Source organism: Streptomyces sp. NPDC048254, assembly GCF_043201895.1.
Taxonomy (GTDB): Bacteria; Actinomycetota; Actinomycetes; order Streptomycetales; family Streptomycetaceae; genus Streptomyces.
This window is the reverse complement of record NZ_JBICZJ010000015.1, coordinates 177,533-201,910: the sequence shown is the minus strand read 5'-3', so window position 1 is coordinate 201,910 and position 24,378 is coordinate 177,533. Positions and strand designations below refer to the sequence as shown.

The following is a 24,378-nucleotide window of genomic DNA, read 5'->3' as shown; positions in this document are numbered from 1 at the left end:
TGCCACTGTGAAGCGCCGTCCGCGCACGGACCAGGACGGCTCAGGACCAGGAGTGACAGGGCCACCCGGGCGGCGCGGCTCCTGCCTACCCTGGGCATATGACAGCAGTCGGTGATCCAGGTGCCCTGGCCGGCTATCTCAGGGCCCGCAGGGAACTCGTCCGCCCCGCCGACGCGGGCATCACCGACGACGGCAAGCGCCGTGTCCCCGGGCTGCGCCGTGAGGAGGTCGCCTTCCTTGCCGGGGTCAGCTCCGACTACTACGTGCGCCTGGAGCAAGGCCGCGACCGCCACCCTTCCGAACAGGTGCTGGTCAGCATCGCCGGCGCACTGCGGCTGGACGAGGAGGCCACCGCCTACCTGATCGGGCTCGGCACGGCTCCGCAGGCCACCCGCGGCCGCCGTGCACGCAGACCCGAGAAGGCGGGCGACGGCATCCGCACACTGATCGGCACCTGGCCGCTGACTCCGGCGTACGTCCACGGCAGGTACATGGACGTCCTCGCCGCGAACCGGCTCGCCCTCGCCCTCTCACCGGCCTACGCTCCGGGCCGCAACACGATCCTCGACGCCTTCCTGCTGCCTGAGCTGCGCGAGCTGCACACGGACTGGGAGGACATGACCGCCCGCGTCGTCCCCTATCTGCGTGCGGCCGCGGGCGCCGACGTCGACGATCCACGCCTGGTCGAACTCATCGGGGAGCTGTCCCTGCGCAGCGAACGCTTCCGCAGGCTCTGGGCCCGCCACGACGTACGGCACAAGTCGACCGGAACCAGCCTGCTGCGCCACCCCCAGGTCGGCCCGCTCGAACTGCACTACGAGAAGCTCCTGATCCCCGGCAGCGCGGGCCAGACCCTGGTCACCTATCACGCCCGCCCGGGCAGTGACTCCGAGGACCGCCTGCGGCTGCTCGCCTCCCTGGAGGGTCCTGCCCGCCCCGGCACCGGTACGCCGGACCCCTCCGCACCGGCCGCGGACCCCCGCACCGCACGGTGACCGAACCGGACGGCACGCGCCGCGCCGGCACCCGGACCATCCCCGGGTGCCGGTGCGAGCCGCTGCGAGGGGTCAGCCCGTGTGGCCCTCGCCATGGCCGCCGTGGCCTGCCCCGTGGTCGAACTTCATCGCCTCCTCGGGCATGACGACGAACGGCCGCATCATGCCCATGTCCTCGTGTTCGAGGAGGTGGCAGTGGTACATGAACCGCCCGTACGCGCCGTCGAACTTCCCCATGACGCGCAGGATCTGGCCGCCCGGTACCCGGAAGACGTCCTTGTGGCCCAGCTCGTTGGGTGCCAGTGGGAGCTGGGTCGTCGCGTCGTAGGCGACGGGCTTGGTCGTGCCGCCCACCGCCGGGTCGAAGCCCGTGACGTCGTAGGCGTCGCGGCCCAGCAGCTGGAAGTCGGCCAGGTGGATGTGCATCGGGTGGACGATCGGCGCGAGGTTGAGGAAGCTCCACTGCTCGTAGGAGCCCTCGGCGATGGTGAAGCCCAGCGCGTCGTTGAAGGTCCGGGAGGTGCGGCGGTAGGTCTTCGTCGTTCCGTCGGTTCCGGTGAGCTGGATGATGCCCTCGGCGGGGACCTGGATGCCGCCGGGGTCGGTGACCTCGGTCATCTCCCAGATCTCCGGGTGGCCGCCGGCGCCCTTGGTGGCCGGCGGGGTGAGCACGATCAGCCGGTGGCCGTGCGGGATGTCGTGCGTGAGCCGGCGGAAGGAGCCGGAGAGCACCTCGGGCAGCTCGAAGGTGTCCGTCTCACCGCTGCAGCCGACCCGGAACTCCAGGACCGCCGGATAGCGCACGTCACCGGCCGGGTCGGGTACGCCCGGCGCCTGGTTGCGGCCCTTGTTGACCAGACGGAGCTTCTTTCCGGCCAGGCCCCGGAAGTCGACGAGCAGGTCGAAGCGCTCGGCGGGGGCCACGGTCAGCGTCGGCAGCGCGTCGTCGAAGGCGACCGGGACCGGGCGGGGCAGCAGTCCGCCGTCGCTGCCGATCTGGTGGATGACGCCCGGGACCGGGCTGCCGTCCTCGTCGACCAGGACGAGGTTGTAGATGCGCGCGTTGGACGCGTTGACGAGCCGGAAGCGGTACCAGGCGTCGGCCACATCGGCGTACGGCCAGATGCGGCCGTTGACCGTCGTGTACGGGCCGGTGAACGGGATGGTGACCGGCTTGCCCGTCTCCGGGTTCTGCTGCTGGACGATCACCGTCTTGTGCAGCAGCCGGCCGTTGAGCCGGCCGTCCTCGTCGGTGTCCAGGTTCCGGTCGGCGAGCAGCAGCGGGATCTCCCGCTCCCCGCAGGGGAGCCCGAGCGCGTCCTCCTCGTCGTCACGGACGAGATAGGTGCCGTACAGGCCCGTGTGCACGTTCCACCGCGTCACGTTCATGGCGTGGTCGTGGTACCACCACTGCACCGCCTGGTGGTCGTTCGGGTACTCCGAGAGCTGGGCGTCGCCGAAGCCGACGGCGTTGTCCGCCCAGCCGTCGTTGCCCCCGCCGGTCTGTGCTCCGTGCAGGTGGGTCACCGTCCAGGCGGGCAGGGCGGCGACGTCCTTGTTCGGCTCGACGCCCGCGCGGCCCGGCTCGGTGCTGGGCGGTGCGGTGCCCGGCGCGGCGCCCGGCACCTCCACCGAAGTGACCGGATACTCACTGCCCTTGGGGATCCGGTTGGTCCAGGCGATGCGGACGCGCTGCCCGCGGCGCACCTCGATGGTCGGGCCCGGCACCTGCCCGTCGTACCCCCACATGAGGGTCGGCGGGAGCTGCGGGTGCAGCCGCACCCAGGCCGGGCGCAGGGCGATCTCCGTCTCGCGCAGCACGTCTCCGGTGCCGGGCCGCAGGACGGGCGGGACGGGCAACGGCGTCACATAGGGCGCGAGTTGCTCCGGAGTCGGCGCCGCTTCCCCCGCGGCGTCCTCGGTGATCCTGTCGATGATGTCGGTCAAGGTCCGAACACCCCCGTGTGTTCTGTGGTTTCTGCCTTCACCCCACAGGACTCCCGAGGAATGACCGACGTTCCCTGAATGCCCTGTTCCACCCGAAAGGGTGGCGAATTCGAGCCATGTCCACACGCGCCTCGGCACGGTACGGAGAGACGGACCGTGCCGAGGTGATGGAGGCCGTGCGGAGGTCAGGCCGGGGTGCGCTGCCTGCGGCGCAGGGTCAGGTACGTGCCCGTGGCGCCGGCGGCCACGAGGGCGCCCGCGCCGAGGCTCACCGGGAGCGTCGGGAACGCGCCCGAGCCGGTCGTCGCGGCCGTGTCCACCATCGCCGGGCCCGGCGTGATGTGCGTGCTGACCGGAGCCACGTGGTGGATCGGGCCGACGTGCTTGACGGAGCCGTTCGCGTTCAGCAGCACCTGCTTGTTGTTGGGGTGCCGGAAGTCGAACATGTTGGTCAGGGTGCCCGCGGTGGCGTCGAAGGAGTGGTCACCGACGCGGCCGGTGCGCCAGTTGTCCTCGATGAAGCGGATGACGGACGACTGGTCGGTCCCCGTGTGGTCGACCTTGTTCACCTTGCTGTAGGGCGAGATGACCAGCAGCGGCTGCCGGGTGCCGGGGCCGCAGCGGTCGGCGTAGCCGCCGGACGCGGCCGGGCCCGCCTGGCAGGCCGCGCTGTCCGTGGCCTTGCCGTTGGAGCCGGCGGTGGTGTCCTTGGAGCCGTTGCGGGGCTTGGCGTAGGCGTGGTCGTACCAGCCGTCGGAGTCGTCGTAGGCGACGACGACCGCCGTGGACTCCCACTCCGGGGAGCTCTGGACGGCGTTGATCTCGTTGACGAGGAAGTGCTGCTCGTCGGTCGGGTCGGAGTACCCGGCGTGGCCGTCCTGGTACTCGCCGGCCTTGAGGAAGCTGACGGCCGGGAGTCTGCCCGCCTTGGCGGCCGCGGTGAAGTCGGTCAGGTCGTAGTTGTGGTTGGCCTGGCCGTTGTGACCGATCTCGTTGACGTTCTTCGGCGCCACGTGGTGCGGGTTGGACGTCGACTTGTAGTACGAGAACGGGTTGTGGTGCGGGCTGTAGTCGACCACGGAGGCGCCGCCCACGTTGGTGTGCGTGGTGTCGCACTTGGCGTAGTCGGCCGACTTGCCGTCCCAGCCGGTCGACGGACGGAAACCGCCCTGGAACCAGCCCCACGTCACGTGCTTGGAGTTGAGCAGGTCACCGATGTTCTTGCCCTGGAGCGAGGCCAGCGCGCTGGTGCTCGTGTGGTCCTTGTCGGAGCAGTCGTCGAAGGCCGGGTCGGGGTCGTTGATGACCGTGCCCACACCCTTGGCGTCCGGGGAGGCGATGGCGTACGAGTCGGGCGTCGACGTCTGCTTGCCGGTGACCGAGTCGACGGAGATCGCGCCGTGCGTCTGACCCGAGATCAGGTTGAGCGCGCCGGGCGTGGACGGGCCGTAGACCGAGCTGTAGGAGCGGTCGTTGAGGGCGTACTGCTGGGCGTAGTTCCACAGCCCGGTGACGGTGTTGCCGTCGTAGTAGTCCATGACCAGGCCCGGCTCGCCGAACAGGCCGCCGCTGCACTTGTCGACCTCGGTGTTCTGCACGAACTGGTCGGCCTTGCCGCCGTCGTAGGCCAGCTGCTCGGGCCCGTAGGAGTGGTTCTGGTCGCAGGTCATGGCCTGCGACGGGGAGAGCCGCTTGGGCGCGTACTGGTTCGGGTTCTTCGTCAGCAGCCCGGCGTGCGCGACGGTGTCGATGTCCTTGGGGGTCCTGCTGGACGCCGTGAACTTCGTGCCGTCGGTGTTCGCGGCCTTCGGGTAGGTCGCGAAGTAGTGGTCGAAGGAGATGTTCTCGTCGAACAGCACGACCACGTGCTTGATCGGCGTCGCGGTGGACGACCCGCTGCTGTGTCCGGCGGGAACGGTTGCCCAACTGGGCGCGGTACCGCCGAGGACCGTGAGCGCGGCGGCACCCGCGAGCGCCCCCAGACTCCTGATCGCCGTTCGTCTTCCTGTGCTGGCCATGCGGACTCACCCTCCGGGCATGAACGTCACTGCGTCGTACAGGCAGGGATGCTTCGCCCGCTTCCGGGCGCTCCGGCGGAGCCATGATGGCGCGTGAGTGAATACCGGGTCAGGGATGCTGGGGCAAACCTTGACCGTGTATTGACCGATCGGGTCCCGAAGTTGTTCGAACAAGCTCAGGTCAGCAGAGCGCGCCCGTACCAGTCGTTCCGGTCCCGCACCCCGGGCAGCGCGAAGAAGTACCCGCCGCCGAACGGCGAGATGTAGTCGACCAGCGGTTCGCCGGCCAGCCGCTTCTGCACGGTCTCGAATTGCCGTGCCAGGTCCTGCTGGTAGCAGCTGAACAGCAGACCCATGTCGAGGTTGCCGTTGCTGTCCATGCCCCGGTCGTAGTTGTAGGCGCGGCGCAGGATCCGCTGCTCGGCGGTGGCCGTGGTGCGCGGGTTGGCCAGCCGGATGTGCGCGTCCAGCGGGATGACGTCACCCTTGGGGTCGTCGGCGTAATCAGGCGTGTCGTGCTCGGCGTCGCCGTCCAGGGGCGCCCCGGACTCGCGGGACCGGCCGAACATCCGCTCCTGCTCGCTGAGCGAGACCCGGTCCCAGAACTCCACCAGCATGCGGATCAGCCGCACCACCTGGTAGCTGCCGCCGACCGCCCACTCCGGCTCGCCGGAGTCCGCGCCGACCCACACCAGCCGGTCCATCTCCCGGGCGCTGCCGGTCTCCGGGTTGGCGGTGCCGTCCTTGAAGCCGAGCAGGTTGCGCGGGGTGCCGGACGGGCGGGGCGGGCTGGTGAAGCCGTCCAGCCGCCAGCGGACCTGCATGCCGCCCCGGGTGTGCCGGGCGATGTCGCGCAGTGCGTGCAGCACGGTGTCGGTGTCGTCCGCGTGCAACTGCAAACTGAGGTCGCCGTGGCACCACTCGGGCCGGAGGTCGTCGTCCGGGAAGGCCGGCATCGTGGTCAGCCGACGGGGCCTCAGTCTCCCGAGCCCGTACCGGTCGTCGAAGAGCGAGGCGCCGACGCCGACGGTCACCGCCAGCGCACCCGACGGCAGTTCCTCGCCGAGGACACCGGAGTCGGCGGGCGGCGCGGTGACGCCCACCGGGTCGGGGGTGCCGCCGGAGGTGAGGAAGCGGGCGCGGTCGGTGAGCGTGCGCAGCAGGTCGGTCAGCTCGGCGCGGTTCCCGGCGGTCACGTCGAGCGAGGTGAAGACGGTCGTCCGGCGCGGCGCCGCGATCGCGGACCGCTGACGGGCGCCGTGGAAGGGTGCGATGGCCGGCGTTGCCGTGGTGGCGTCGGTGATCGGGGCGGCCGCGCCGCCGGCGGCCAGTCCCGCGCCCGCGAGCGCCGCGCCCCGCAGGAAGCCACGGCGGCCGACCCCGCCCTTGCCCGTCGTCTCGTCGGTGCTCACACCGTCCTCCGTGGATCGCACAGGGTCGCCACCGACGCCAGCCGTTCCACCAGGTCCCCGAGCGCCGCGTCGACGTTCTCGCGCTGCCGGTGGCTCAGCCGCCCCAGGGGTGTCCAGGTGCCGTCGTGCTCGAAACCGTCGAGCGTCTTCCCGACCCGGTCCAGTTCGCTCTCCAGAGCCGGCAGACCGGCGTACCGCGTGGCCAGCAGCGGGTGCAGCCGGGACATGACCTGCACCGTGCCGTCGAGGTTGGCGCGGGCGGTGGCGAGGTTGCTGCCGCTGCCGTAGTCGGTGCGGCCGGTCAGCTCGAACTGCACCGTGTTCTCCAGGATCTCGTGCGCCCGCAGCCCCAGCTGGGCGGGGTCCATCCGGGTTCCCGCCCAGTCGTCGCGGAGCGCGGTCACCGCCTTCACCAGGTCGGCCGCCGGGCCGCGCAGGCCGTTCGCGGACTCGCCGTGCCACAGGCCGTACTCGACGCGGTGGAAGCCCGTGAAGTCCTTGTCGTGCACCCCGCCGGGCAGGCCCGCGTCCGTGCCGTTGATGGCGCCGTCCGCGTCGCCGAAGGCGTCGTACGCAGCGCCCAGCCGCTCGTACTCCAGGTGCGCCGGCAGCCAGTCGGCGCGGGCGGCGGCGAGGTCCCCGCCGTCGATCGCGTCCCGCAGGGTCGTCGTCAGCCGGACGACGTCGGACAGGCCGCTGCCGATCCACTTCTGGTAGGCGAGCGCCGGCGGGATCAGGTCGTGCTCGGTGACCGGGGCCGCGGCCGGTCCGCTGCGCCCCGTGGTGATGCGGACCGTGGGTCCGGTGACGGCGTCGGCGTCGTCGGGGACGCACTTGAACGCGTAGGTGCCCTTGCCGAGACGGACGGTGAGTTCCCGGGTGGTGCCGGGGCCGATGTCCTCCACCTCGCCGTAGACGGCCTGGCTCTTCGGGTCCTCCAGGAGGACCTCGGCGGGGCCGTCGGTCGGGTTGCGCAGGTCGAAGACCTGGACACCAGGGGTGGGTGTGCGCCAGCCCCGGCCGCAGCGGCTGGCGGACACCTCCACCGCGGTGTGCGGCAGGGCGGCAGGGGCGGCGTGTGCGGGGCGCGAGTCGTGTGTGAGCGCCAGGGCTCCCGCCACCAGGCATACGACGGCGACCGCGACGACCGCCCAGGGACGCAACGACCTCCAGCCGAGGCCGGACAACACCATCCCGAGCTCCCGGGTTCGTACCGTTCGTGATCGCCTCATGCTAGGCAGCACTTCGCACTCGAACGGCCGTCCAGGCAAACCCATGACCAAGAGTTCCCTGCCGGTTCACCGGACCTCCCGAGGAGCCCCTCAGTCGGTGCCGGGCTGGACCATCCTGAAGAAGGCGCGGGCACCGGCGCGCTGCACCGACCGCCGCAGCCGCGCCGGGAGCGGACGGGAGACGGGCGCGAGGGCGGGGACGCCGGCCAGGCGGGGGAAGAGGGCCTCGGCGTTGGTGCGGTTGACGGCGGCGAGGATGCCGGGGCCGACACCGGTGTCGAGGCCGTTGGCGAAGTACTGGCCGGCCGCGGCGGGCGCGAACGGCCAGTCGCTGCCGAACAGCACGTGCCCGGGGCGGGCGAAGGCGAGCAGGGTGGGCAGGGCGGCGGGGCTGGACGAGAGCGCGGTGTCGCAGTAGAAGCCGCGGAAGTCCCCCAGGATGTCCAGGGGGCTGCGCCCGGTGTCGGCGGCGAGGGCGACGGCCATCCGGTGCGAGGCGTACGGCACGAAGCCGCCCGCGTGGCTGAGGACGAACCGGATCCGCGGGTACCGGCGCACCACACCGTTGCGCACCAGGAGATAGGCGGCCCGGGTGGTGTCGAGGAGGAAGTCCGCGGCGAACGGCGGGATGCCGTCGACGGCCGGCCCGGGCAGTTCGGCCGGGTGGACGAAGGCGACGGCACCGTGCTCGTCCAGCACCCGCCAGAGGGCGTCCTGGCCGGCGGCGCCGAGGTAGTCGCCGTCGGTGTTGGCGAGCAGGGTGACGCCGTCGGCGCCGAGTCCGGCGAGCGCCCGTTCGGCCTCCTGTGCCGAGGCCGGCGTGTCCGGCAGGGGCAGGGTGGCGAACCAGCCGAAGCGGCCGGGGTGCTCGGCGGTGAGCGCGGCGGAGAAGTCGTTGAGCTGCCGGGCCAGGCCTGCCGCCGCCCCGGGTCGGTGAGGAAACCGGTGCCCGGGGTGGAGGCCGACAGGATCGCCGTCTCGGTGCCGAGCAGATCCATCGCCTCCAGGGCCGCCTCCGGGCTCCAGTCGGGCAGGGCGCGCCCGCCCGCCTCGGTGATCCCCTGCCCGGTCAGGGCCTTCCGGTAGCCGGGCGGGATCAGGTGCTGGTGGACGTCGATCCGGCGCGGGGTGCTGGTCAGGGGGCTGCCCTTCCCGTCGTCACGGCACTGGAACGTCCCTGACGGCCTCCCTGCCGTAGCGGATGTTCCAATTGGAGCAGACGCTACATCAGCGAGCCGAGGCAAGAGCGACACGAGGTGCCCAGGTGAGTGGGACCGGGGCCGTGAGCAGAGCCATGGACAGCCCGTACGACGTGGCGGTGATCGGGTACAGGCCCACCGGGGTGACCGCGGCGAACCTGCGAGTGCCTGTCCCGGGCCCGTCGACGCCTCAGGGAACCCCGGTCGCCGTCGGTCTCGGCGGGCTGAGGGGAGCGGCCTCTCAGCCCGCCCGCTCCGCCGCCCGCAGGGGGCATCCGGTGCCGACGCGCGCCTCGAGTTCGGTCCGCAGGGCCGCGAGTTCGGCCATGCGCGCGTCGACGACCCGGATCTTCTCCTCGAACAGTGCGGACAGCGCCTCGGCCGAGTCCGGCGCGTCGCTCAGCTCCTCGAAGTGCCGGCCGATCTCGGCCAGTGAGAAGCCGAGGGTCTGCGCGGTACGGACGTAGTGCAGCCAAGGCACCGTCTCCGGCGGGAAGTCGCGGTAGCCGTTGGCCAGGCGCCGGCCCGTGACGAGGCCGATCTTCTCGTAGAAGCGAATGGTGTCCTTGCTCAGGCCGGCCTGCGCGGCCAGCTCTCCGATACGCATGACCCTCCGCCGGACTGCCGCGCTGGGACTTGACGTTGGACAGTACTCCACTGTTTAGCGTGAGGCGTCGCTGCCACGAATCGAGCAGGAGCCCCCTCATGATCCGTCTCGCCGCCCCCACCCACCCCGCCTATCCGCGGGTCGTCCGTGCGAGCGCCTGGTACGACCTCGTCGTCACCGTGGGGTTCGCGACCCCCTGGACCTATGCGCTCGTGCACGACGGACTGTCGTCGCTGGGGGACACCCTCGGGCTGGGCGTGCTGCCCGCCCTCGACCCGATGCAAATCCTGTACGCGAACCTGATGGGCTCGGTCGTGGTGGTGTGGGCGCTCCTGCGGATCATCGAGCCGCTTCCCGCGCACGGCCTGTTCGACGGCGTGGCGCGCGTCCAGTTCGCCCTGTGGCAGGCGTACGCGCTGGGCCACGGAGCCACGCGCCTGCTGTGGCTCTTCCTCGTGGTGGAGGTGGCGTTCGGTGTCGCCCAGCTGTGGCCATGGCGGTGGACCCGGCGGACCGGCCTCGTCTCCTGCCCTCGGCTGCCATGAACGCCATCGCGGATACGACGGCCGTGGGACGCGAGGGCGTCGAACGGATGCTCCGGGACACCGTGATCCTCTACGAGGACGGGACCCCTGACGATCCACCTGGTGGGGGACGTGCGCCACCATCTGCGTGCGTAGTCTCCATGGGTCCATGGGCCGGTGTTCCCGGTGTTCCCGGCGGGCGGTGCCGTCCGCCGGGAACACACCGGCCTAGCGGGTGAGTTCGGCCGGCTCGTCGAGTCGCGTCAGCTTGCTCGGGTTGGCCACCGCGTGGATGCGGACGACGCGGCCGTCCGCCACCTCGACGCTCACCGCAGCCAGTCGGCCGCCGACCTCGATCCGGCCGGCGGGCGCGCCGTTGAGCCAGACCGGGGACACCGTCCGGTCCGGCCGGGCGAGCAGCGCGGCCACGAGCTCGGCGCCGTGCACCGGGGCGGTCGCGGCACCGGCCTGTCCACCGCCGTCGGCGATCAGGACCACGTCGGGTGCCATGACCTCCATCAGCTCCTGCACCCGCCCGGTGCGCAGCGCGGCCAGGAACCGCTCCACCACGGCACGCTGTTCCGACCGGCTCACCCGGACCCGGGGCCGCCGGGCCGCCACATGCTCGCGGGACCGCCGGGCGATCTGCCGTACCGCGGCGGCCGACTTGCCCACCGCCTCGGCGATCTCCCCGTACGGCACGTCGAAGACCTCGCGGAGCACGAACACCGCCCGCTCGGTCGGTGCCAGCGTCTCCAGCACGGTGAGCATCGCGATCGAGACGCTGTCCGCGAGTTCGACGTCCTCGGCGACATCGGGACCGGTCAGCAGCGGCTCCGGCAGCCATTCGCCGACGTACTCCTCACGGCTGCGGGACAGCGTCCGCAGCCGGTTGAGCGCCTGGCGGGTGACGATGCGGACGAGATACGCCCGCGGGTCCCGCACCCGGGACCCGTCGACGTCGGCCCATCGCAGCCAGGACTCCTGGAGCACGTCCTCCGCGTCGGCCGCCGACCCGAGCATCTCGTAGGCGACCGTGAACAGCAGACGGCGATGGGCGACGAACAGGTCCTCGGGGGCCGAGCCGGCCGTCATGCCGTCGCGGCGGGCTGGGCCAGCGGGATCGCGCAGGCGTCGGAGAAGCCCTGCGAGCCGACCCCGTTCGCCACGTTCGCCCTGGTCGCCAGGTTGACATAGGCGATGAACGCGGTGAGCTCGACCATCGCCGGCGCGCCGAGCCGGTCCAGCAGGCCGGCGTACATCTCGTCGGTCACGGTCGGCGGGGTGTTCGTCATGGCCTCGGCGTACTCCATCACGTCCCGCTCCGGTTCCGTGAAGACGTCCGCCTCCCGCCAGCGCGGTACCTGGCTGGCCTTGACCAGGTCCAGGTTCCCGTTCTGGGCCTGGAAGTAGCCGACGTCCAGGCACCAGCTGCAGCCGACCTGCGCGGCCACCGCCATGTGCGCGAACGACTTGAGGCTCGCGTCGGCCCGGTCCCAGGCGCCGACCTTGCCGCCGAACTCCAGGTTGTCCTGCGCGACCTGGGGGCTGTGCCACAGCACCTCGACGTTCTCGGGCACGGCACCGAGCTGTTCGACCATGTTCTCCTTGAGCCCGGCCGGGAGCTCGGCCTTCGGGATGCGCAGCGTCACGGTGTTCTCCTCATGCGTTGCCGGTATGCGTTGCCTGTTCGGCATGAAGACACCGCCCGGAGCGCGGATGTGACAGGGGCCGGCCCGGGGGCCCGCCGGCGTCGTCGGTCGCCGCCAGGATCCTGCGGCCGATCTCGTGCAGCTGGCGCACCTGCGCCCGGGTCAGCGGGTCGAAGACCAGTCGGCGTACGGTCGCGACGTGCGCCGGTGCCGAGTCCGCGACCTTGGCCCAGCCCGCCTCCGTCAGCGTTGCCACGGTGAAGCGGCCGTTGTCCGGGTCCGGCTCCCGGCGCAGCCAGCCCCGGTGCTCCAGGCGCTTGGCGACATGGGAGAGCCGGGACAGCGACCCGTTGGCGAACAGCGCCAGTTCGCTCATCCGCAGGGCACGGCCGGGCGCCTGACCAGCACACCGGCAAGGGCGAGCCAGGACGGTGTCTCGTCGTCGGTCAGCCGGCGCGGCTCGGGAGCGACCATGGGGAAATCCTAGCTTTACGCCTCAAGTGACCCTACCGACGGGTCGGTTGACGCTTTCAACCCGAAAGGATCCGGCTTCGACCGGTACCCGCACCGCGCGGTCCGCGGACGGCACGCCCGACGAACCGCCCACCGCGGCCCCGCCTGGGCGACCCGCGACACCCTGGACGGAGCAGGACCCGGGCGTTGCTCAGACGAAGGTCGTCGACAAGGACGGCCCCGGGGGTACGCGGTCGCCGACCGCGCGCTCCGGCTGCACGGCGGCTACGGCTACCTCAGCGCGTACGGTATCGAGAAGATCGTCCGTGACCTGCGGGTCCACCAGATCCTGGAAGGAACCAACGAGATCATGCGCGTCATCGTGACCCGCGGCCTCTTGGAGGCGTTCGGATGAGCGACGTCCTGCTCCACACCGCCGGCCGGGCGGCCCACCTCACCCTCAACCGGCCCAAGGCACTCAACGCCCTGTCCCACGCCATGGTGCTCGACATCGCCGAGGCACTCACCCAGTGGGAGCACGACCCGGCCGTCGAGACCGTCGTCATCACCGGCGCGGGGGAGCGCGGCCTGTGCGCGGGCGGTGACATCCGGAGCATCTACGAGGACGCCCGCGCCGGGGACGGCAGTGCGTCGGCGGAGTTCTGGCGCGACGAGTACCACCTCAACGCCCGGATCGCCCGCTACCCCAAGCCCTATGTCGCGATCATGGACGGCATCGTCATGGGCGGCGGTGTCGGCGTCTCCGCGCACGGCAGCGTCCGGATCGTCACCGAGCGCTCCCGGGTCGCCATGCCGGAGACCGGGATCGGCTTCGTCCCCGACGTCGGCGGGACCTATCTGCTCGCCCTCGCCCCGGGCGAACTGGGCACCCATCTCGCCCTGACAGGGACTCAGATCGGTGCCGCGGACGCCCTGTTGTGCGGACTCGCCGATCACTGGGTCCCGTCGGACAGGATCGAGCGGCTGATCGCCGACCTCGCCGACCGGCCGGTGCACGAGGCGCTCACCCGGCAGGTGCGACCGGCGCCGGAGGGCGAACTGGTCCGCCACCGGGAGTGGATCGACGCCTGCTACGCCGCCGGCACGGTCGAGGAGATCGTCCGGCGGCTGCTCGCCCACGGCGACCCGGCGGCGAAGGAGGCGGCGGAGACCCTGCTGTCCAGGTCGCCGACCGCCCTGAAGGTCACCCTGGCGGCGATGCGCCGGGCGCGGCGGCTCGGCCCGCTGGAGCGGGTCCTCGACCAGGAGTACCGCGTCTCCTGCGCCGCCCTGTCCGCCCCCGACCTGGCGGAGGGCATCCGCGCCCAGATCATCGACAAGGACCGCAACCCGCGCTGGTCCCCGGCCACCCTCGCCGAGGTCACCGACGCCGACGTCGAACGCTTCTTCGCTCCGCTCGGCGAGCGCGAACTGGGTCTCGCCGGACCCGGCACCACCCCGGAGGCGGCCTGGTGAGCCGTACCGTCGCGTTCATCGGACTCGGACACATGGGCGCCCCCCCATGGCCGCCAACCTCGTCAAGGCGCGCCATCGGGTGCGCGGATACGACCTCGTGGTCACTTACCGGCCCCGGTCTTGAGCCCGCCGCCCGCCCCGGCACCCTCTTCGTCGACTGCTCCACCATCGACGTCGCCGACGCCCGCACCTCCCTGACGGCCAAGGCCCTGGGACCGGCCGCCGACGCCGTTCGCTCAGGCGGATTGCACGCCGAACTCGGACTGCACGCCGCCGAGTTGTACGCCTCCTGTGCCGAACGCAAGGGCCGTACCGCCCTGCTCACACTCAACCGGCCGCAGGCCCTCACGCGCGCAACCGCCGGCCAGAAGGACGGCATGAGCGCCCTCGTCGGCAGACGTCCCGTCGAGTTTCGTCACCGCTGACCCAGCACGCCCAGAACCGGCCACCAGGCGCGAGATGAAGATCACGCCTGGTGGCGCGGTCTTGGCCGTGCTCCTGACACGCGGTACGGTCTGTCCGATATCGACGACGCCAGAACGGAAGCCGGTGGGAGTCCGGCACGGTCGCGCCACTGTATGCGAGAGCCCCCGGGTGCTCGTGAGTCAGACCCGTAGCCGTCGTCCAGTGCACCACCGAGATGGGACGCGAACTCCCAGAGGAGGTTCTGCCATGGCGCAGACCGTCGCGCAGCCGACAGCCACCACCCCCGTCATTCCCGCCAAGCTGCCGCTGAGTGCGATAGCTCCCTGGGCGGTCTTCTTCGGCATCCTCATGCTCATCCTGCTCTACTTCGTCGGCGCCGAGCAGGGCGCCACCTCCGTGTTCAACGGCACGGACGTCCACGAGTGGGTGCACGACGCCCGCCACCTCCTCGGCTTCCCCTGCCACTGACGTAAGGGACGCCGCACGCCCATGAACTCCGCAACGGTAAGAAACCTCCTGGTGCGGGGCATGCTCGCCGGCCTCGCCGCCGGCGTGCTCGCCCTGGTCGTCGCCTATCTCCTCGGTGAGCCGAACGTCGACAAAGCGATCAGCTTCGAGGACGCCCACTCGCACGAGCACGAGATGGAGGTCGTCTCCCGCTCCCTCCAGTCCACCGCCGGCCTGGCCACCGGTGTGCTGCTCTACGGGGTCGCTTTCGGCGGCATCGCCGCCCTCGCCTACTGCTTCGCCCTCGGCCGCGTCGGCCGCTTCTCGCCACGGGCGACGGCGCTGCTGCTGTCCGGGTGCGCGCTGTTCGCCGTGTACGTGGTGCCGTTCCTGAAGTACCCGGCCAACCCGCCGTCGGTGGGCGACCCGGACACCATCGGCAAGCGGACCACGCTGTACTTCCTGATGATGGTGCTCAGCGTGCTCCTGGCGGTCGCCGCGACCATCCTGGGCAAGCGGCTCCGGCCGAGCCTCGGCACCTGGTGGGCGACCGTGGTCGCGGTGGCCGCGTTCGCGGTCGTCATCGGGCTGGCGTACCAGTTCCTGCCGACCATCAACGAGGTACCGACGGACTTCCCGGCCACCCTGCTGTGGCGGTTCCGGCTCTCCGCGCTGGCCATCCAGCTGGTGCTGTGGGGCGGATTCGGCCTGCTCTTCGGCGAGTTGGCCGAACGGCAGCTCAACCCCAGGCCGGCGAAGGCCCCGGCCGGGCGGACGGTTCCCGCCGCCCACTGAACGATTCACGTCACGCGAGGGCCCTTCGGAACCATCCGGGGGCCCTCTCGCGTTCTCCGGGAACCGACCCAGCAGGCGAGGACGAGCAAGGCGAGGAGCGGAGGACCCGAGTGGCCAGACACCCTCAGCCACGCCGCATCACCCTCGGCGGTCACGAGGCCGTCGCCCTCACCGTCCGCGAGTACGAGTAACTGATCGCCAGCCGCTGGCAGATCGGCGGTCAGAGCGCCCGGGTACGGGTGCTCGCCCAGCAGGTGAAGCGGACCGAACGGCTTCTGAACGAGTTGGAGAGCCTGGTCAGCGACCACGCGGACTGCCACGAGCCGGACTGCCGTGAGCCGGATGGCCCGCCGGCGTCGGAGTGCCACGCCGCGTCGGCCGCGGGCGACGCGGCGGACGCCGAGTGCCTGCGCTGCGCGATAGCGGACCTGCTCCGCCGCCACCGCCCCCGGCCCCGCGACCAGGCCCGCGACCCGGCCACCTGACGCCGGTCAGCGACGGCGGCCGTATCCCGCCCGGCGCGTTGGGATAGCCTGGCGGAGCCAGTCGTGCCACATCCGTGGTCAGGGAATCCGGTGCGAATCCGGAGCTGACGCGCAGCGGTGAGGGGGACGGGCGGGGCAAAGTGCCACTGGGAGACCGGGAAGGCGCCTCGTCCGGACGAACCCGAGTCCGAAGACCTAGCTGGCACCTCCGTCCTCCGGGGGACTCCGTAGGCCAGGCTCCGCGTACGAGCCCCGACCCCTGAGGCATACCCGTGCTCCGCACCCCCGCGCTTCTCCTCACGTCCGACCTGCTGCTCACCGCATGCGGCTCCTCCGGCGACGGCGGCGACGCCACGTCGCGGCAGGCGTCCGTCGCGGGCTATCCGCGCACCCTCGGCAACTGCGGCCACCAGGTCACGCTCGAATCGGCTCCGGAACGGGCCGTCTCCCTCAACCAGGGCACCACCGGGATCCTGCTCTCCCTCGGCCTCGCCGACCGCATGGCCGGTACGGCGACCTGGACCGACCCGGTGATGAAGGGACTGGAGAAGGCCAGCGCGTCCGTCCCGCGGCTCGCCGGCAACAACCCCTCCTTCGAGAAGGTCCTGGACGCCGAACCCGACTTCGTCACCGCCTCCTTCGTCTCCACCCTCGGCAAGGGCGGGGTCGCCACCCGCGAGCGGTTCGAGAAGCTCGGCGTGCCCACCTACGTTGCGGGCGAGAGGGAGTTCTCCACGGTGCGGCCTCTCGTGAGTGCCCGGGGGCACGGGAGTTGACTGATATTCAGTATGTCCCGTCACGCGCTTTCCGGAACGTCCGCCGCGCCCGTCGGGGAGCCGTTCGGCCGAGCCTCGATGGGGCATCTTCGAGTCGCGTGCCCCGGGAACGCCGCGGCTGCTGTGAACCAGCCGTGAACCCGCGGTGTCTTCGGCGGCTGTGCCGGTGCCGCACTCGCGTCCGCCGCCGCTGACAAGGAAAGATGGGCGTCCAGCGATCGATCAACGACTGCGGAGGAAGTGGACTCATGCCGCATGAGCGAGCGGGCCGGCCGGCGGCTCCGGAGGACCTCGTCGACGTGGCCCGGCTGGTCACGGCGTACTACGCACTGCACCCCGACCCGGCCGACCCGGCCCAGCGGGTGGCGTTCGGCACCTCGGGGCACCGCGGATCGTCGCTGACGACCGCGTTCAACGAGGACCACATCGCGGCCACCAGCCAGGCCATCTGCGAGTACCGGAGCGGCCAGGGCACCGACGGCCCCCTCTTCCTGGGCGCCGACACCCACGCCCTGTCCGAGCCCGCCAAGGTCACCGCCCTGGAGGTGTTCGCCGCCAACGGCGTCACCGTCCTGATCGACAGCGCCGACGGCTACACGCCGACCCCCGCCGTCTCGCACGCCATCCTCACCCACAACCGCGGCCGTACGACCGGACTCGCGGACGGCGTCGTGGTCACCCCCTCGCACAACCCGCCCGCCGACGGCGGCTTCAAGTACAACCCGCCCAGCGGCGGCCCGGCCGCCTCCGACGCCACCTCCTGGATCCAGGACCGCGCCAACCAGATCATCGCGGGCGGGATGAAGGACGTACAGCGCATCCCGTACGAGCGTGCGCTCGCCGCGCCGGCCACCGGCCGGTACGACTTCATGGGCGTCTACGTCGACGACCTGCCCAGCGTCCTCGACCTCGACGCGGTCCGGGCGTCCGGGCTGCGCATCGGCGCCGACCCGCTCGGCGGCGCCTCCGTCGCCTACTGGGGCCGGATCGCCGAACGGCACAGCCTCGACCTCACCGTGGTCAACCCGTACACCGACCCCACCTGGCGGTTCATGACGCTGGACTGGGACGGCAAGATCCGCATGGACTGCTCCTCGCCGTACGCGATGGCCTCGCTGATCGAGAAGCGGGACGAGTTCCGGGTCGCCACCGGCAACGACGCGGACGCCGACCGGCACGGCATCGTCACCCGCGACGCCGGCCTGATGAACCCCAACCACTACCTGGCCGTCGCCATCTCCTACCTCTACCGCCACCGCGAGCAGTGGGCGGCGGGCGCCGGCGTCGGCAAGACCCTCGTCTCCTCCTCGATGATCGACCGGGTCGCCGCCGACCTCGGACGTCAACTGGTCGAGGTCCCGGTCGGGTTCAAGTGGTTCGTCGACGGACTGGTCAGCGGCGCCATCGGGTTCGGCGGCGAGGAGTCGGCCGGCGCCTCCTTCCTGCGCCGGGACGGCTCGGTGTGGACGACCGACAAGGACGGCATCCTGCTCGCCCTGCTCGCCTCCGAGATCACAGCGGTGACGGACAGGACCCCGTCCGAGCACTACGCCTCTCTGACCGCCCGCTTCGGCGAGCCCGCCTACGCCCGCATCGACGCCCCGGCGACCCGCGAGGAGAAGGCCCTCCTCGCCAAGCTCTCCCCGGCCCAGGTCACCGCCGAGGCGCTGGCCGGCGAACCGGTCACCGCGGTGCTCACCGAGGCGCCTGGCAACGGCGCGGCGATCGGCGGCATCAAGGTGACCACGGAGAACGCCTGGTTCGCGGCCCGCCCGTCCGGCACCGAGGACGTGTACAAGATCTACGCCGAGTCCTTCCAGGGCCCCGACCACCTGACCCGGGTACAGGAGGAGGCCAAGGCGGTGGTGATGGCCGCGCTCGGCGGCTGACGCCCCGTGCTGGAGGCGGTGGCCGGACCGGCTGGACCACCGCCTTCGGCGCCCGCTGGGCGGGCCTGTGCGGCGAGTCGGGCGGCCCGCTTCCGAGTGTGCCGGGCGCCGTGTCTACAGCTCGATCAGCCCGTCCGGTTGGGCGTCGTCGGCGGCCGGTAGGCGGCGACGGTGAGCAGGGGGACCCCGGTGACGGCGGCGGCCGCCTCGACCAGGGCGAGGGTCTCGGCGTCGGCGTGGTGCAAGTCCTCCAGCAGGACGGCGAGGGGCGCCGCGGAGGCGGCGGCGCACAGCCGGGAGGCGAAGACACGGTGCAGCCGGAAACGCCCGGCGGCGGCCGCGTCCTCCGGCTCCTGCGGCGGCACCGTCAGTCCCTCCGGCCCGGCCGGGGGTACCTCGCGGGCGAGCGCGCCGAGTGCCTCCGTCCAGGCCCAGGCGGGCGGCGCGCCCTCGTACTCGGGGCTGCAGCCGGTCACCACCCGCCAGCCGTCCTGCCGCAGCCGGGCGGCGGCCCGGTCGAGGAACGCGGACTTGCCGGCGCCGGCCTCGCCGGTGACCAGCAGCACGGTGCCGCCCTGCCGGGCGGCCCGGGCGGCGGCGTCGACGGCCCGCAGTTCCGCACCCCGGCCGACGAACAGGCCGCGGCCCTTGCGCCGCGGCGCGGTGCGTGCGGGCCGCTCGTCGTCGGGCTCCGGCACGGCCGCGCGCAGGACGTCGAGCCGCCCGTTGAGCACGGCCTGCTCCAGCCTTCTCAGGGCGGGGCCGGGATCGCAGCCGAGTTCGTCGCGCAGCACGGCGCTGGCGCGGCGCAGCGAGGAGAGCGCGTCGGCCTGCCGGTCGCAGGCCCACTGCGCGAGTGCGAGCAGCCGCCAGCCCTCCTCACGCAGGGGACTGTCCCGGACGAGAGACTCGGCGTCGGTCGCCGCCTGTGCCACCCGGCCGGTGCGCAGATCGGCGGCCACGGCGAGTTCACGGGCCTCGGTACGCAGCGCCGTGAGCCGGGCCACCTCGGCGGCGGCCCAGGCCTCGTCCGCGTGCTCGGCGAAGGCCGGCCCGCGCCACCAGCCGAGCGCCTCGGCGAGCAGCAGGCGGGCTTCCGCGGCCGGGGCGTCGCGGGCCCGGCGGACCCAGGACTCGAACCGCCAGGCATCCACCGCGTCCCCGGCGAGCCTGAGCGCGTACCCGGGTGGCGCGGTGACCAGAACGGCGGCCGGGGCACGCGGCGGCCGCCCTGGCTCCAGGGACCGGCGCAGATTGGACAGGTAGGCGTGCAACGACACGCTGGCCTTGGCCGGTGGCCGGCCCCGCCACAGCGCTTCCGCCATCCGGTCGACCGGTACGACACCACCCCGGGCGGCGATCAGCAGCGCCAGCACGGCACGCTGCCGCGGAGCGCCCAACTCGACCGGCGTTCCGGCGACTTCGGCGCCGAGCGGACCCAGGACTCGCAAACGCAGCACGGCGCGGGAATCTACCCGAGCCGCACGTGCAACCCGTCAACAGACGATAAACGCGATGCTCTTCGAGCCGGACACCGAGTCGGACACCGAGCCGCGCGCCAAGCGGACGCCAAGAGGGTCGCGGAACGCTGGGCGGCTCACGCAGAACACCTGATCGTTGGAGCAAGCAAGCGTGTCCCTCAACAGCAGTCACGGCGCCTCTGTCACCGCCGAGCGTCCTCATACCCACGAAATGGTCGTGGTCCACCGGGTCTTCCGCCGCGAGTCGGCGCTGCTGCCCCGGCTGGTGCGCGCCGTGCCGGACGGCGACACGGCCCGCGCGGCGCGGATCGTGGCCGCCCTGCGCGACTACACCCTCGGCCTGCACCACCATCACCACGCCGAGGGCGAGCTGATCTGGCCGCTGCTGCGGGCCCGGGCCGCGCACGACGACGACCTCGTGGCACGGATGACGGAGCAGCACGAGGCGATCGACCGCACCCTGGCGGCGGTGTCCGAGTGGATGCCCGTGTGGGAGCGCACCGGTGACCGGATATCCGGCGAGGAACTCGCGCTGGCGCTGGACGCGCACCGGACCACGCTCCTGGAGCACCTCGACGAGGAGGAGCGGTCGGTGTTGCCGCTGGTCGCGGAGCACCTGACCGTCCCCGAGTGGGACCTGGTCGGAGAGCGGGGCCTGGCGGGGCTGCCGAAGAACAAGCGGCTGCTGGCGCTCGGCGCGATCCTGGAGGAGGCGACACCTGAGGAGAGCGCCTACTTCCTGGGCAAGGTCCCGCCGGTCGGCCGGCTGCTCTGGCGGGCCGTCGGCCGCCGCCAGTACGACGCCCACCGCCGGACCACGCGCGCGCCGCTGGACGGGGAGTAGACCGGTGACCCTGCTCGACTCCGCTCCTCTCGACGTCCTGGACGCCTACCGGACCTGCGAGTTCGCCACCCTGGGCCGGGACGGCACACCGCTGGCGTGGCCCACGGCCGTGTGGCGCCGCCCGGACGGGACGCTGCTGCTGAGCACATCCCTGGCGTTCGCGCAGAAGGCGCTGAACATCCGCCGGGACGGCCGGGTCGCCCTGCTCTTCTCCGACCCGACCGGCAGCGGCCTCGACGAGGCCCCGCAGATATTCGTCGGCGGCCACGCCGAATGCCCCGACGAGATCATGACCGGGCCGCAGGGGGCCGAGGACTACTGGCGGATGCTGTTCGAACGGCAGCCGCACAGCAGGTCGTACCTCGCTGCTCCGATGCGGCCGCTGATGAGCTGGTACTACCTGCGACTGCTGATCACCGTGACACCCCAGCAGGTGGTCGTACGACCGCCGTTGCCCGCGTCCGACGCGTCCGCCGTGCCCGCACCTGCCAGTGACCTGCCGGGCGCCGCGCAGCTCGCCCGCTTCCCGACGGCGGTGCTCGCCGCACGCGACGCCACCGGGGTGCCGGTGCTGGCGCGGACCCGGCCGGTGCCCACACCCGAGGGCTTCGCCGTGGACATCCCGGCCGACTGCCCGGCCGCACCGGGCCCCGCCTCCCTCCTCGTGCACCGGCACGACGAGCGGCTCAACCACATGCACAACGCCCTCGTACGCGGCGCGTTGCGGGAGACCGGTGGGGGACCGGTGCTGGTCCCCGCCAAGGTGGTGGAGCCGATGGGCTCCGGTCGCGCGAGCGACGCGGTGAGCGTGCTCCGCAGCACCCGGCGGGCCACCGACCGCTACCTGCGACAGCGCGGCCTGACCCGGCCCCGGGTGGCATGGCAGGAGTTCAGGGCTCTCGCCGAGGACGCGCGCCGCCGCGCCGGGGCCTGATCCGGGCACGGTGCTCCGGGCCGTCCCTGCCGGGACGGCCCGGAGCCGTCGCTCAGTGGGGGGTCGCGGTGCAGGTGACGTCCGCGGCCGGCAACCGCCCGGTGGCGAGGTAGGAGTTGACCGCCGCGTCGACGCAGACGCTGCCGTAGACGCCGAACACCGCGTGCTGGTCGGCGCCGCGCAGGGTCACCAGCCGGGAGCCGGGCCAGTCGCGGTGCACCGCCTCCGCACCCTGGTAGGTGGTGCGCGGGTCGCCGGTCGCGTTGACCAGCAGAGCCGGCAGGTCGTCCCTGATCGTCGTCGGGCGCTCGCGCGGTGCGTCCCAGAAGGCGCACGGTCCGATGTCGTTGGTCACCGGTCCGAACAACGGGTCCCGGGCGCGGGCATGTTGGACATCACGCCAGTACGTCTCCGGATAGCGGGGCGCACCGACGTCGCCGCAGAGGATGGAGGTCTGCACGCTGCCGTACTCCGACTCGGATCCGGTCAGCAGGAAGCCGAGCATGTCGGCGAGCCACGGACCCGGGGTGACCGCCTTGCCGTCGGCCGCGTCACGCAGGTCGCGGACGGCGGCCGCGAAGTCACCGTACGCCGGGTCGTTGTCCTGGGAGAGGCCGTTGAAGACGACGAGCGGTGCGACGCTCTCGTCCACCCGGTAGTCGCCGACCCGCAGCGGGCCCCGCTCGGCGGCCCTCTGGATCCGGTCCACGACCGCCAGCACCGCGTCCCGGGTGCGGCCCAGGCCGTACGCCGGGTCGCGGACGGCGGCCCAGGCGGCCCAGTCCCGCAGGGCGTGCCGGTTGGCGGACTCCGCGCCGCGCAGCAGCCGGGGGTTGTAGCGGCCGGGATCGATCACCCCGTCCAGGACGACCCGGTCGGTGCGCCCAGGAAACATCGTGGCGTACACCTCGCCGAGGTAACTGCCGTACGAGTAACCGAGATAGGAGATCCGCCGCTCACCGAGCGCGGCGCGGATCACGTCCATGTCCCGCCCCGTGTTCCGGGTGGTGACGTACGGCAGCACGTCGCCCTCGTACTTCTGGCAGCCGCGGGCGAGTTCCTCGGCGAAGGCGGTCGAGCGGTCGAACCCGGCGCGGTCGTGGCCCGGGCTGCGGAACTGCGATCCGGTGGGCCAGTGGCAGTCCAGCGGGGTGCTGCGGCCGACGAAACGGGGGTCGACACCGACCACGTCGTAGCGCTTGCCGGTGTCGACCCCCGTTTCGCGCACCCACGGTGGGTCACCGAGCGTCTGCCCGCCCGGACCGCCGCTGTTGAGCAGCAGGGCGCCGACGCGGTGGGCGGTGTCGGTGGCCTTGATCCGGGAGATCGCGACGGTGATGGTACGGCCGCCCGGGTCGGCGTAGTTCAACGGCACGGTGACGTCGGCACATTGGGCGCCCGCCTTCTGGAGGTCCTTGCCGGTGTCGTCGTCGGGCCCGCGCACGCAGCTCTTCCAGGTGAGGTGCTGGTGGTGGTAGCGGGTGAGCGGGTCGGGGGCTCCGGTGGCGGTGGCCGGCGTGGTGCCGAGGGCCAGTGCGCCGGTGAGGGCCAGGGCGGCCGCGGCCGCGAAGCCTGTCATGCCGTGCTCCTTCCGGTCTCGCAGAGGGACTTGTCGACGAGGTCCTGGAAGTCCAGTTCGGCGTGGAGGCTGTCCGGCACCTGGTTGAGGGCGACGGCCACGCTCCGGCCGCCGGGTCCGACGGCGACCAGCGCCCGGTGGCCACCGGGCACGGTCCCGGCGTGCCCCCACCACACCCCGCCGCAGGACAGCGGCGACGAGATCAGGCCCAGCCCGTACCGGGCGCCCGGCCAGAGCCGGTCCGGATCGGCGGCCACCGTCCGCTTCATCTCGGTCAGTTGGGCCGCGGGCAGCAGCCGGCCGCCGAACAGCGCGGTGGCGAACCGGGTGAGGTCGCCCGGCGTGGAGACGAGAGCGCCACCGACACCGCCGAAGGACGTGTTCCAGTCGGTGCCGTCGACACGCTGCCCGTCGGCGGAGGTGAAGTAGCTGTGCGAGTAGGCCCCTTGGATCCGGGTCTCGTCTCCCGGCCAGTAGGTGTCGTGCAGTCCGAGGGGCCGGATCACCCGGCGGCTGATCTCGTCCTCGGGACCGCGGCCGGTGATCTTCCGGACGATCTCGCCCAGCACCAGGTAGTTGGTGGTGGCGTAGTGCCATGACTGCTGCGGGCGCGGCAGTTCGAGGGCCTGCGCGATCAACTCGCCCGGCTCGAAGTGGCGGTAGCGCGCCCGCTCCGGGTACTCCCACTCGGGCGCGTCGAGGTAGTCGGGCAACCCGCTGGTGTGGCGCAGGAGCCGGCCTACGGTGATGTGCCGTCCGTCGTAGCCGTGGGCGTGGATCAGGCCGGGCAGGTAGCGGTCGACGGAGGCGTCGAGCGAGAGCCGGTGCTCGGCGGCGAGTTGCAGCACGACGGTCGCGGTGAACGTCTTGGTGACGCTGCCGACGCGCAGCCGGTCGGAGGCGTGCATGGGGCGGCCGGTGCGCAGATCGGCCGTGCCGGCGGTCTCGGTCCAGCGCCCGCACGGGCCGTCGGCCAGGACCGAGGCTCCGGCGATGTGATCCTTGGTGGTGAGCGTGGTCAGCGCCCCGCGGACGTCGTCATGGGTACCGCAGCGCCCGGACGGCCCTGGAGGTGACGACCGTGCGGTGGCCACCGGAGCGGACACCAGCACGAGTGCTGCCACCGATAACGCCAGGGCGGACTTCACGGAGAAGGTTGCCATGGACCATCACGCTAGGCGCGGCCCGGCCCGCGATCACTCCCGTA

General features: G+C 72.2%; 21 protein-coding genes, 3 pseudogenes and 2 riboswitches. Of the genes and pseudogenes, 12 read left to right on the top strand and 12 right to left on the bottom strand.

Annotated features, from left to right (window positions below):
- The first annotated feature begins 98 nt into the window (after positions 1 to 98).
- Positions 99 to 995 (top strand): helix-turn-helix domain-containing protein, encoded by an 897-nt coding sequence (locus ACGFZQ_RS35465; RefSeq protein WP_393843797.1) that lies wholly within the window; start codon positions 99 to 101, stop codon positions 993 to 995.
- 72 nt (positions 996 to 1,067) lie between these two features.
- Here the strand turns inward: ACGFZQ_RS35465 and phsA are convergent, their stop codons facing one another.
- The 6 genes and pseudogenes from phsA to ACGFZQ_RS35435 form a co-directional block, all read right to left on the bottom strand.
- Positions 1,068 to 2,942 (bottom strand): O-aminophenol oxidase PhsA, encoded by a 1,875-nt coding sequence (gene phsA, locus ACGFZQ_RS35460; RefSeq protein ID WP_393843796.1) that lies wholly within the window; start codon positions 2,940 to 2,942, stop codon positions 1,068 to 1,070.
- A 185-nt stretch (positions 2,943 to 3,127) separates the two neighbouring features.
- Positions 3,128 to 4,960 (bottom strand): phospholipase C, encoded by a 1,833-nt coding sequence (locus ACGFZQ_RS35455; RefSeq protein ID WP_393843795.1) that lies wholly within the window; start codon positions 4,958 to 4,960, stop codon positions 3,128 to 3,130.
- 176 nt (positions 4,961 to 5,136) lie between these two features.
- On the bottom strand, positions 5,137 to 6,372 hold the full coding sequence (efeB, locus tag ACGFZQ_RS35450; RefSeq protein WP_393843794.1) for an iron uptake transporter deferrochelatase/peroxidase subunit: 1,236 nt from the start codon (positions 6,370 to 6,372) through the stop codon (positions 5,137 to 5,139).
- Entirely contained in the window at positions 6,369 to 7,565 is a 1,197-nt protein-coding gene (locus tag ACGFZQ_RS35445) for an EfeM/EfeO family lipoprotein (RefSeq protein WP_393843793.1), read from the bottom strand. Before ACGFZQ_RS35445 ends, efeB begins: the two co-directional genes overlap by 4 nt.
- A 129-nt stretch (positions 7,566 to 7,694) precedes the next feature.
- Positions 7,695 to 8,743: pseudogene (locus ACGFZQ_RS35440) on the bottom strand (amidohydrolase family protein).
- Between the two features lie 301 nt (positions 8,744 to 9,044).
- Positions 9,045 to 9,410, bottom strand: coding sequence for a MerR family transcriptional regulator (locus tag ACGFZQ_RS35435; RefSeq protein WP_393843792.1), 366 nt, complete (start codon positions 9,408 to 9,410; stop codon positions 9,045 to 9,047).
- A gap of 98 nt (positions 9,411 to 9,508) precedes the next feature.
- On the opposite strand from ACGFZQ_RS35435, the gene ACGFZQ_RS35430 reads away from it, so the two are divergent.
- Positions 9,509 to 9,955 (top strand): hypothetical protein, encoded by a 447-nt coding sequence (locus tag ACGFZQ_RS35430; RefSeq protein ID WP_393843791.1) that lies wholly within the window; start codon positions 9,509 to 9,511, stop codon positions 9,953 to 9,955.
- A gap of 207 nt (positions 9,956 to 10,162) precedes the next feature.
- On the opposite strand, the gene sigJ is transcribed toward ACGFZQ_RS35430, so the two are convergent.
- The 3 genes from sigJ to ACGFZQ_RS35415 are packed head-to-tail and all read right to left on the bottom strand — an operon-like array spanning position 10,163 to position 11,962.
- On the bottom strand, positions 10,163 to 11,029 hold the full coding sequence (gene sigJ / locus ACGFZQ_RS35425; RefSeq protein ID WP_393843790.1) for an RNA polymerase sigma factor SigJ: 867 nt from the start codon (positions 11,027 to 11,029) through the stop codon (positions 10,163 to 10,165).
- Complete coding sequence (locus ACGFZQ_RS35420) at positions 11,026 to 11,586, bottom strand: carboxymuconolactone decarboxylase family protein (protein WP_351734383.1); 561 nt, start codon at positions 11,584 to 11,586, stop codon at positions 11,026 to 11,028. Before ACGFZQ_RS35420 ends, sigJ begins: the two co-directional genes overlap by 4 nt.
- 10 nt (positions 11,587 to 11,596) lie before the next feature.
- Positions 11,597 to 11,962 carry a MarR family winged helix-turn-helix transcriptional regulator gene (locus tag ACGFZQ_RS35415; protein WP_393843789.1) on the bottom strand — a complete coding sequence of 122 codons (366 nt, stop codon included), beginning with the start codon at positions 11,960 to 11,962 and terminating at the stop codon, positions 11,597 to 11,599.
- 321 nt (positions 11,963 to 12,283) lie between these two features.
- Here ACGFZQ_RS35415 and ACGFZQ_RS35410 point away from each other — a divergent pair.
- The 8 genes and pseudogenes from ACGFZQ_RS35410 to pgm all read left to right on the top strand — a co-directional run.
- A pseudogene (locus ACGFZQ_RS35410) lies at positions 12,284 to 12,454 on the top strand (acyl-CoA dehydrogenase family protein); the annotation flags it as partial.
- Positions 12,451 to 13,515, top strand: a complete 1,065-nt coding sequence (locus ACGFZQ_RS35405) for an enoyl-CoA hydratase/isomerase family protein (protein WP_393843788.1) — start codon at positions 12,451 to 12,453, stop codon at positions 13,513 to 13,515. The pseudogene ACGFZQ_RS35410 and the gene ACGFZQ_RS35405, both read left to right, overlap by 4 nt.
- Positions 13,512 to 13,796: pseudogene (locus ACGFZQ_RS35400) on the top strand (NAD(P)-binding domain-containing protein); the annotation flags it as partial. The gene ACGFZQ_RS35405 and the pseudogene ACGFZQ_RS35400, both read left to right, overlap by 4 nt.
- 214 nt (positions 13,797 to 14,010) lie before the next feature.
- A riboswitch (cobalamin riboswitch) is annotated at positions 14,011 to 14,151 on the top strand.
- Positions 14,152 to 14,187: 36 nt separating this feature from the next.
- Complete coding sequence (locus ACGFZQ_RS35395) at positions 14,188 to 14,409, top strand: CbtB-domain containing protein (RefSeq protein ID WP_393843787.1); 222 nt, start codon at positions 14,188 to 14,190, stop codon at positions 14,407 to 14,409.
- Between the two features lie 21 nt (positions 14,410 to 14,430).
- Complete coding sequence (locus ACGFZQ_RS35390; RefSeq protein WP_393843786.1) at positions 14,431 to 15,183, top strand: CbtA family protein; 753 nt, start codon at positions 14,431 to 14,433, stop codon at positions 15,181 to 15,183.
- A gap of 254 nt (positions 15,184 to 15,437) precedes the next feature.
- The gene (locus ACGFZQ_RS35385; RefSeq protein WP_393843785.1) at positions 15,438 to 15,668 is read left to right on the top strand and encodes a hypothetical protein; all 231 of its coding nucleotides are present in this window, start codon (positions 15,438 to 15,440) and stop codon (positions 15,666 to 15,668) included.
- Between the two features lie 41 nt (positions 15,669 to 15,709).
- A riboswitch (cobalamin riboswitch) is annotated at positions 15,710 to 15,887 on the top strand.
- Positions 15,888 to 15,934: 47 nt separating this feature from the next.
- On the top strand, positions 15,935 to 16,444 hold the full coding sequence (locus tag ACGFZQ_RS35380; RefSeq protein ID WP_393843859.1) for an ABC transporter substrate-binding protein: 510 nt from the start codon (positions 15,935 to 15,937) through the stop codon (positions 16,442 to 16,444).
- A 248-nt stretch (positions 16,445 to 16,692) separates the two neighbouring features.
- A complete protein-coding gene (gene pgm, locus ACGFZQ_RS35375) occupies positions 16,693 to 18,333 on the top strand; it encodes a phosphoglucomutase (alpha-D-glucose-1,6-bisphosphate-dependent) (protein ID WP_393843784.1) in 1,641 nt (546 codons plus the stop codon).
- A gap of 125 nt (positions 18,334 to 18,458) precedes the next feature.
- On the opposite strand, the gene ACGFZQ_RS35370 is transcribed toward pgm, so the two are convergent.
- Positions 18,459 to 19,793, bottom strand: coding sequence for a BTAD domain-containing putative transcriptional regulator (locus tag ACGFZQ_RS35370; RefSeq protein ID WP_393843783.1), 1,335 nt, complete (start codon positions 19,791 to 19,793; stop codon positions 18,459 to 18,461).
- A 232-nt stretch (positions 19,794 to 20,025) separates the two neighbouring features.
- Here ACGFZQ_RS35370 and ACGFZQ_RS35365 point away from each other — a divergent pair, with 232 nt between their 5' ends.
- A complete protein-coding gene (locus tag ACGFZQ_RS35365; RefSeq protein WP_393843782.1) occupies positions 20,026 to 20,658 on the top strand; it encodes a hemerythrin domain-containing protein in 633 nt (210 codons plus the stop codon).
- Between the two features lie 4 nt (positions 20,659 to 20,662).
- On the top strand, positions 20,663 to 21,592 hold the full coding sequence (locus ACGFZQ_RS35360) for a pyridoxamine 5'-phosphate oxidase family protein (RefSeq protein ID WP_393843781.1): 930 nt from the start codon (positions 20,663 to 20,665) through the stop codon (positions 21,590 to 21,592).
- Between the two features lie 52 nt (positions 21,593 to 21,644).
- Here ACGFZQ_RS35360 and ACGFZQ_RS35355 read toward each other — a convergent pair whose 3' ends face one another.
- Together ACGFZQ_RS35355 and ACGFZQ_RS35350 are read right to left on the bottom strand one after the other, a co-directional pair.
- Positions 21,645 to 23,171, bottom strand: coding sequence for an alpha/beta hydrolase (locus ACGFZQ_RS35355; RefSeq protein WP_393843780.1), 1,527 nt, complete (start codon positions 23,169 to 23,171; stop codon positions 21,645 to 21,647).
- Positions 23,168 to 24,334, bottom strand: a complete 1,167-nt coding sequence (locus ACGFZQ_RS35350) for a serine hydrolase domain-containing protein (protein ID WP_393843779.1) — start codon at positions 24,332 to 24,334, stop codon at positions 23,168 to 23,170. The genes ACGFZQ_RS35355 and ACGFZQ_RS35350 overlap by 4 nt, the downstream gene beginning before the upstream one ends.
- Positions 24,335 to 24,378: the final 44 nt, after the last annotated feature.

Bases quoted from the DNA above. Each gene is read 5' to 3' on its own strand.
- ACGFZQ_RS35350 (WP_393843779.1), bottom strand. From the start codon at position 24,334: ATGGCAACCTTCTCCGTGAAGTCCGCCCTGGCGTTATCGGTGGCAGCA.
- ACGFZQ_RS35405 (WP_393843788.1), top strand. From the start codon at position 12,451: ATGAGCGACGTCCTGCTCCACACCGCCGGCCGGGCGGCCCACCTCACC.
- ACGFZQ_RS35435 (WP_393843792.1), bottom strand. From the start codon at position 9,410: ATGCGTATCGGAGAGCTGGCCGCGCAGGCCGGCCTGAGCAAGGACACC.
- ACGFZQ_RS35415 (WP_393843789.1), bottom strand. From the start codon at position 11,962: ATGAGCGAACTGGCGCTGTTCGCCAACGGGTCGCTGTCCCGGCTCTCC.
- sigJ (WP_393843790.1), bottom strand. From the start codon at position 11,029: ATGACGGCCGGCTCGGCCCCCGAGGACCTGTTCGTCGCCCATCGCCGT.
- ACGFZQ_RS35455 (WP_393843795.1), bottom strand. From the start codon at position 4,960: ATGGCCAGCACAGGAAGACGAACGGCGATCAGGAGTCTGGGGGCGCTC.
- ACGFZQ_RS35365 (WP_393843782.1), top strand. From the start codon at position 20,026: ATGGTCGTGGTCCACCGGGTCTTCCGCCGCGAGTCGGCGCTGCTGCCC.
- ACGFZQ_RS35395 (WP_393843787.1), top strand. From the start codon at position 14,188: ATGGCGCAGACCGTCGCGCAGCCGACAGCCACCACCCCCGTCATTCCC.
- pgm (WP_393843784.1), top strand. From the start codon at position 16,693: ATGCCGCATGAGCGAGCGGGCCGGCCGGCGGCTCCGGAGGACCTCGTC.
- ACGFZQ_RS35355 (WP_393843780.1), bottom strand. From the start codon at position 23,171: ATGACAGGCTTCGCGGCCGCGGCCGCCCTGGCCCTCACCGGCGCACTG.
- ACGFZQ_RS35390 (WP_393843786.1), top strand. From the start codon at position 14,431: ATGAACTCCGCAACGGTAAGAAACCTCCTGGTGCGGGGCATGCTCGCC.
- ACGFZQ_RS35445 (WP_393843793.1), bottom strand. From the start codon at position 7,565: ATGGTGTTGTCCGGCCTCGGCTGGAGGTCGTTGCGTCCCTGGGCGGTC.
- ACGFZQ_RS35430 (WP_393843791.1), top strand. From the start codon at position 9,509: ATGATCCGTCTCGCCGCCCCCACCCACCCCGCCTATCCGCGGGTCGTC.
- ACGFZQ_RS35465 (WP_393843797.1), top strand. From the start codon at position 99: ATGACAGCAGTCGGTGATCCAGGTGCCCTGGCCGGCTATCTCAGGGCC.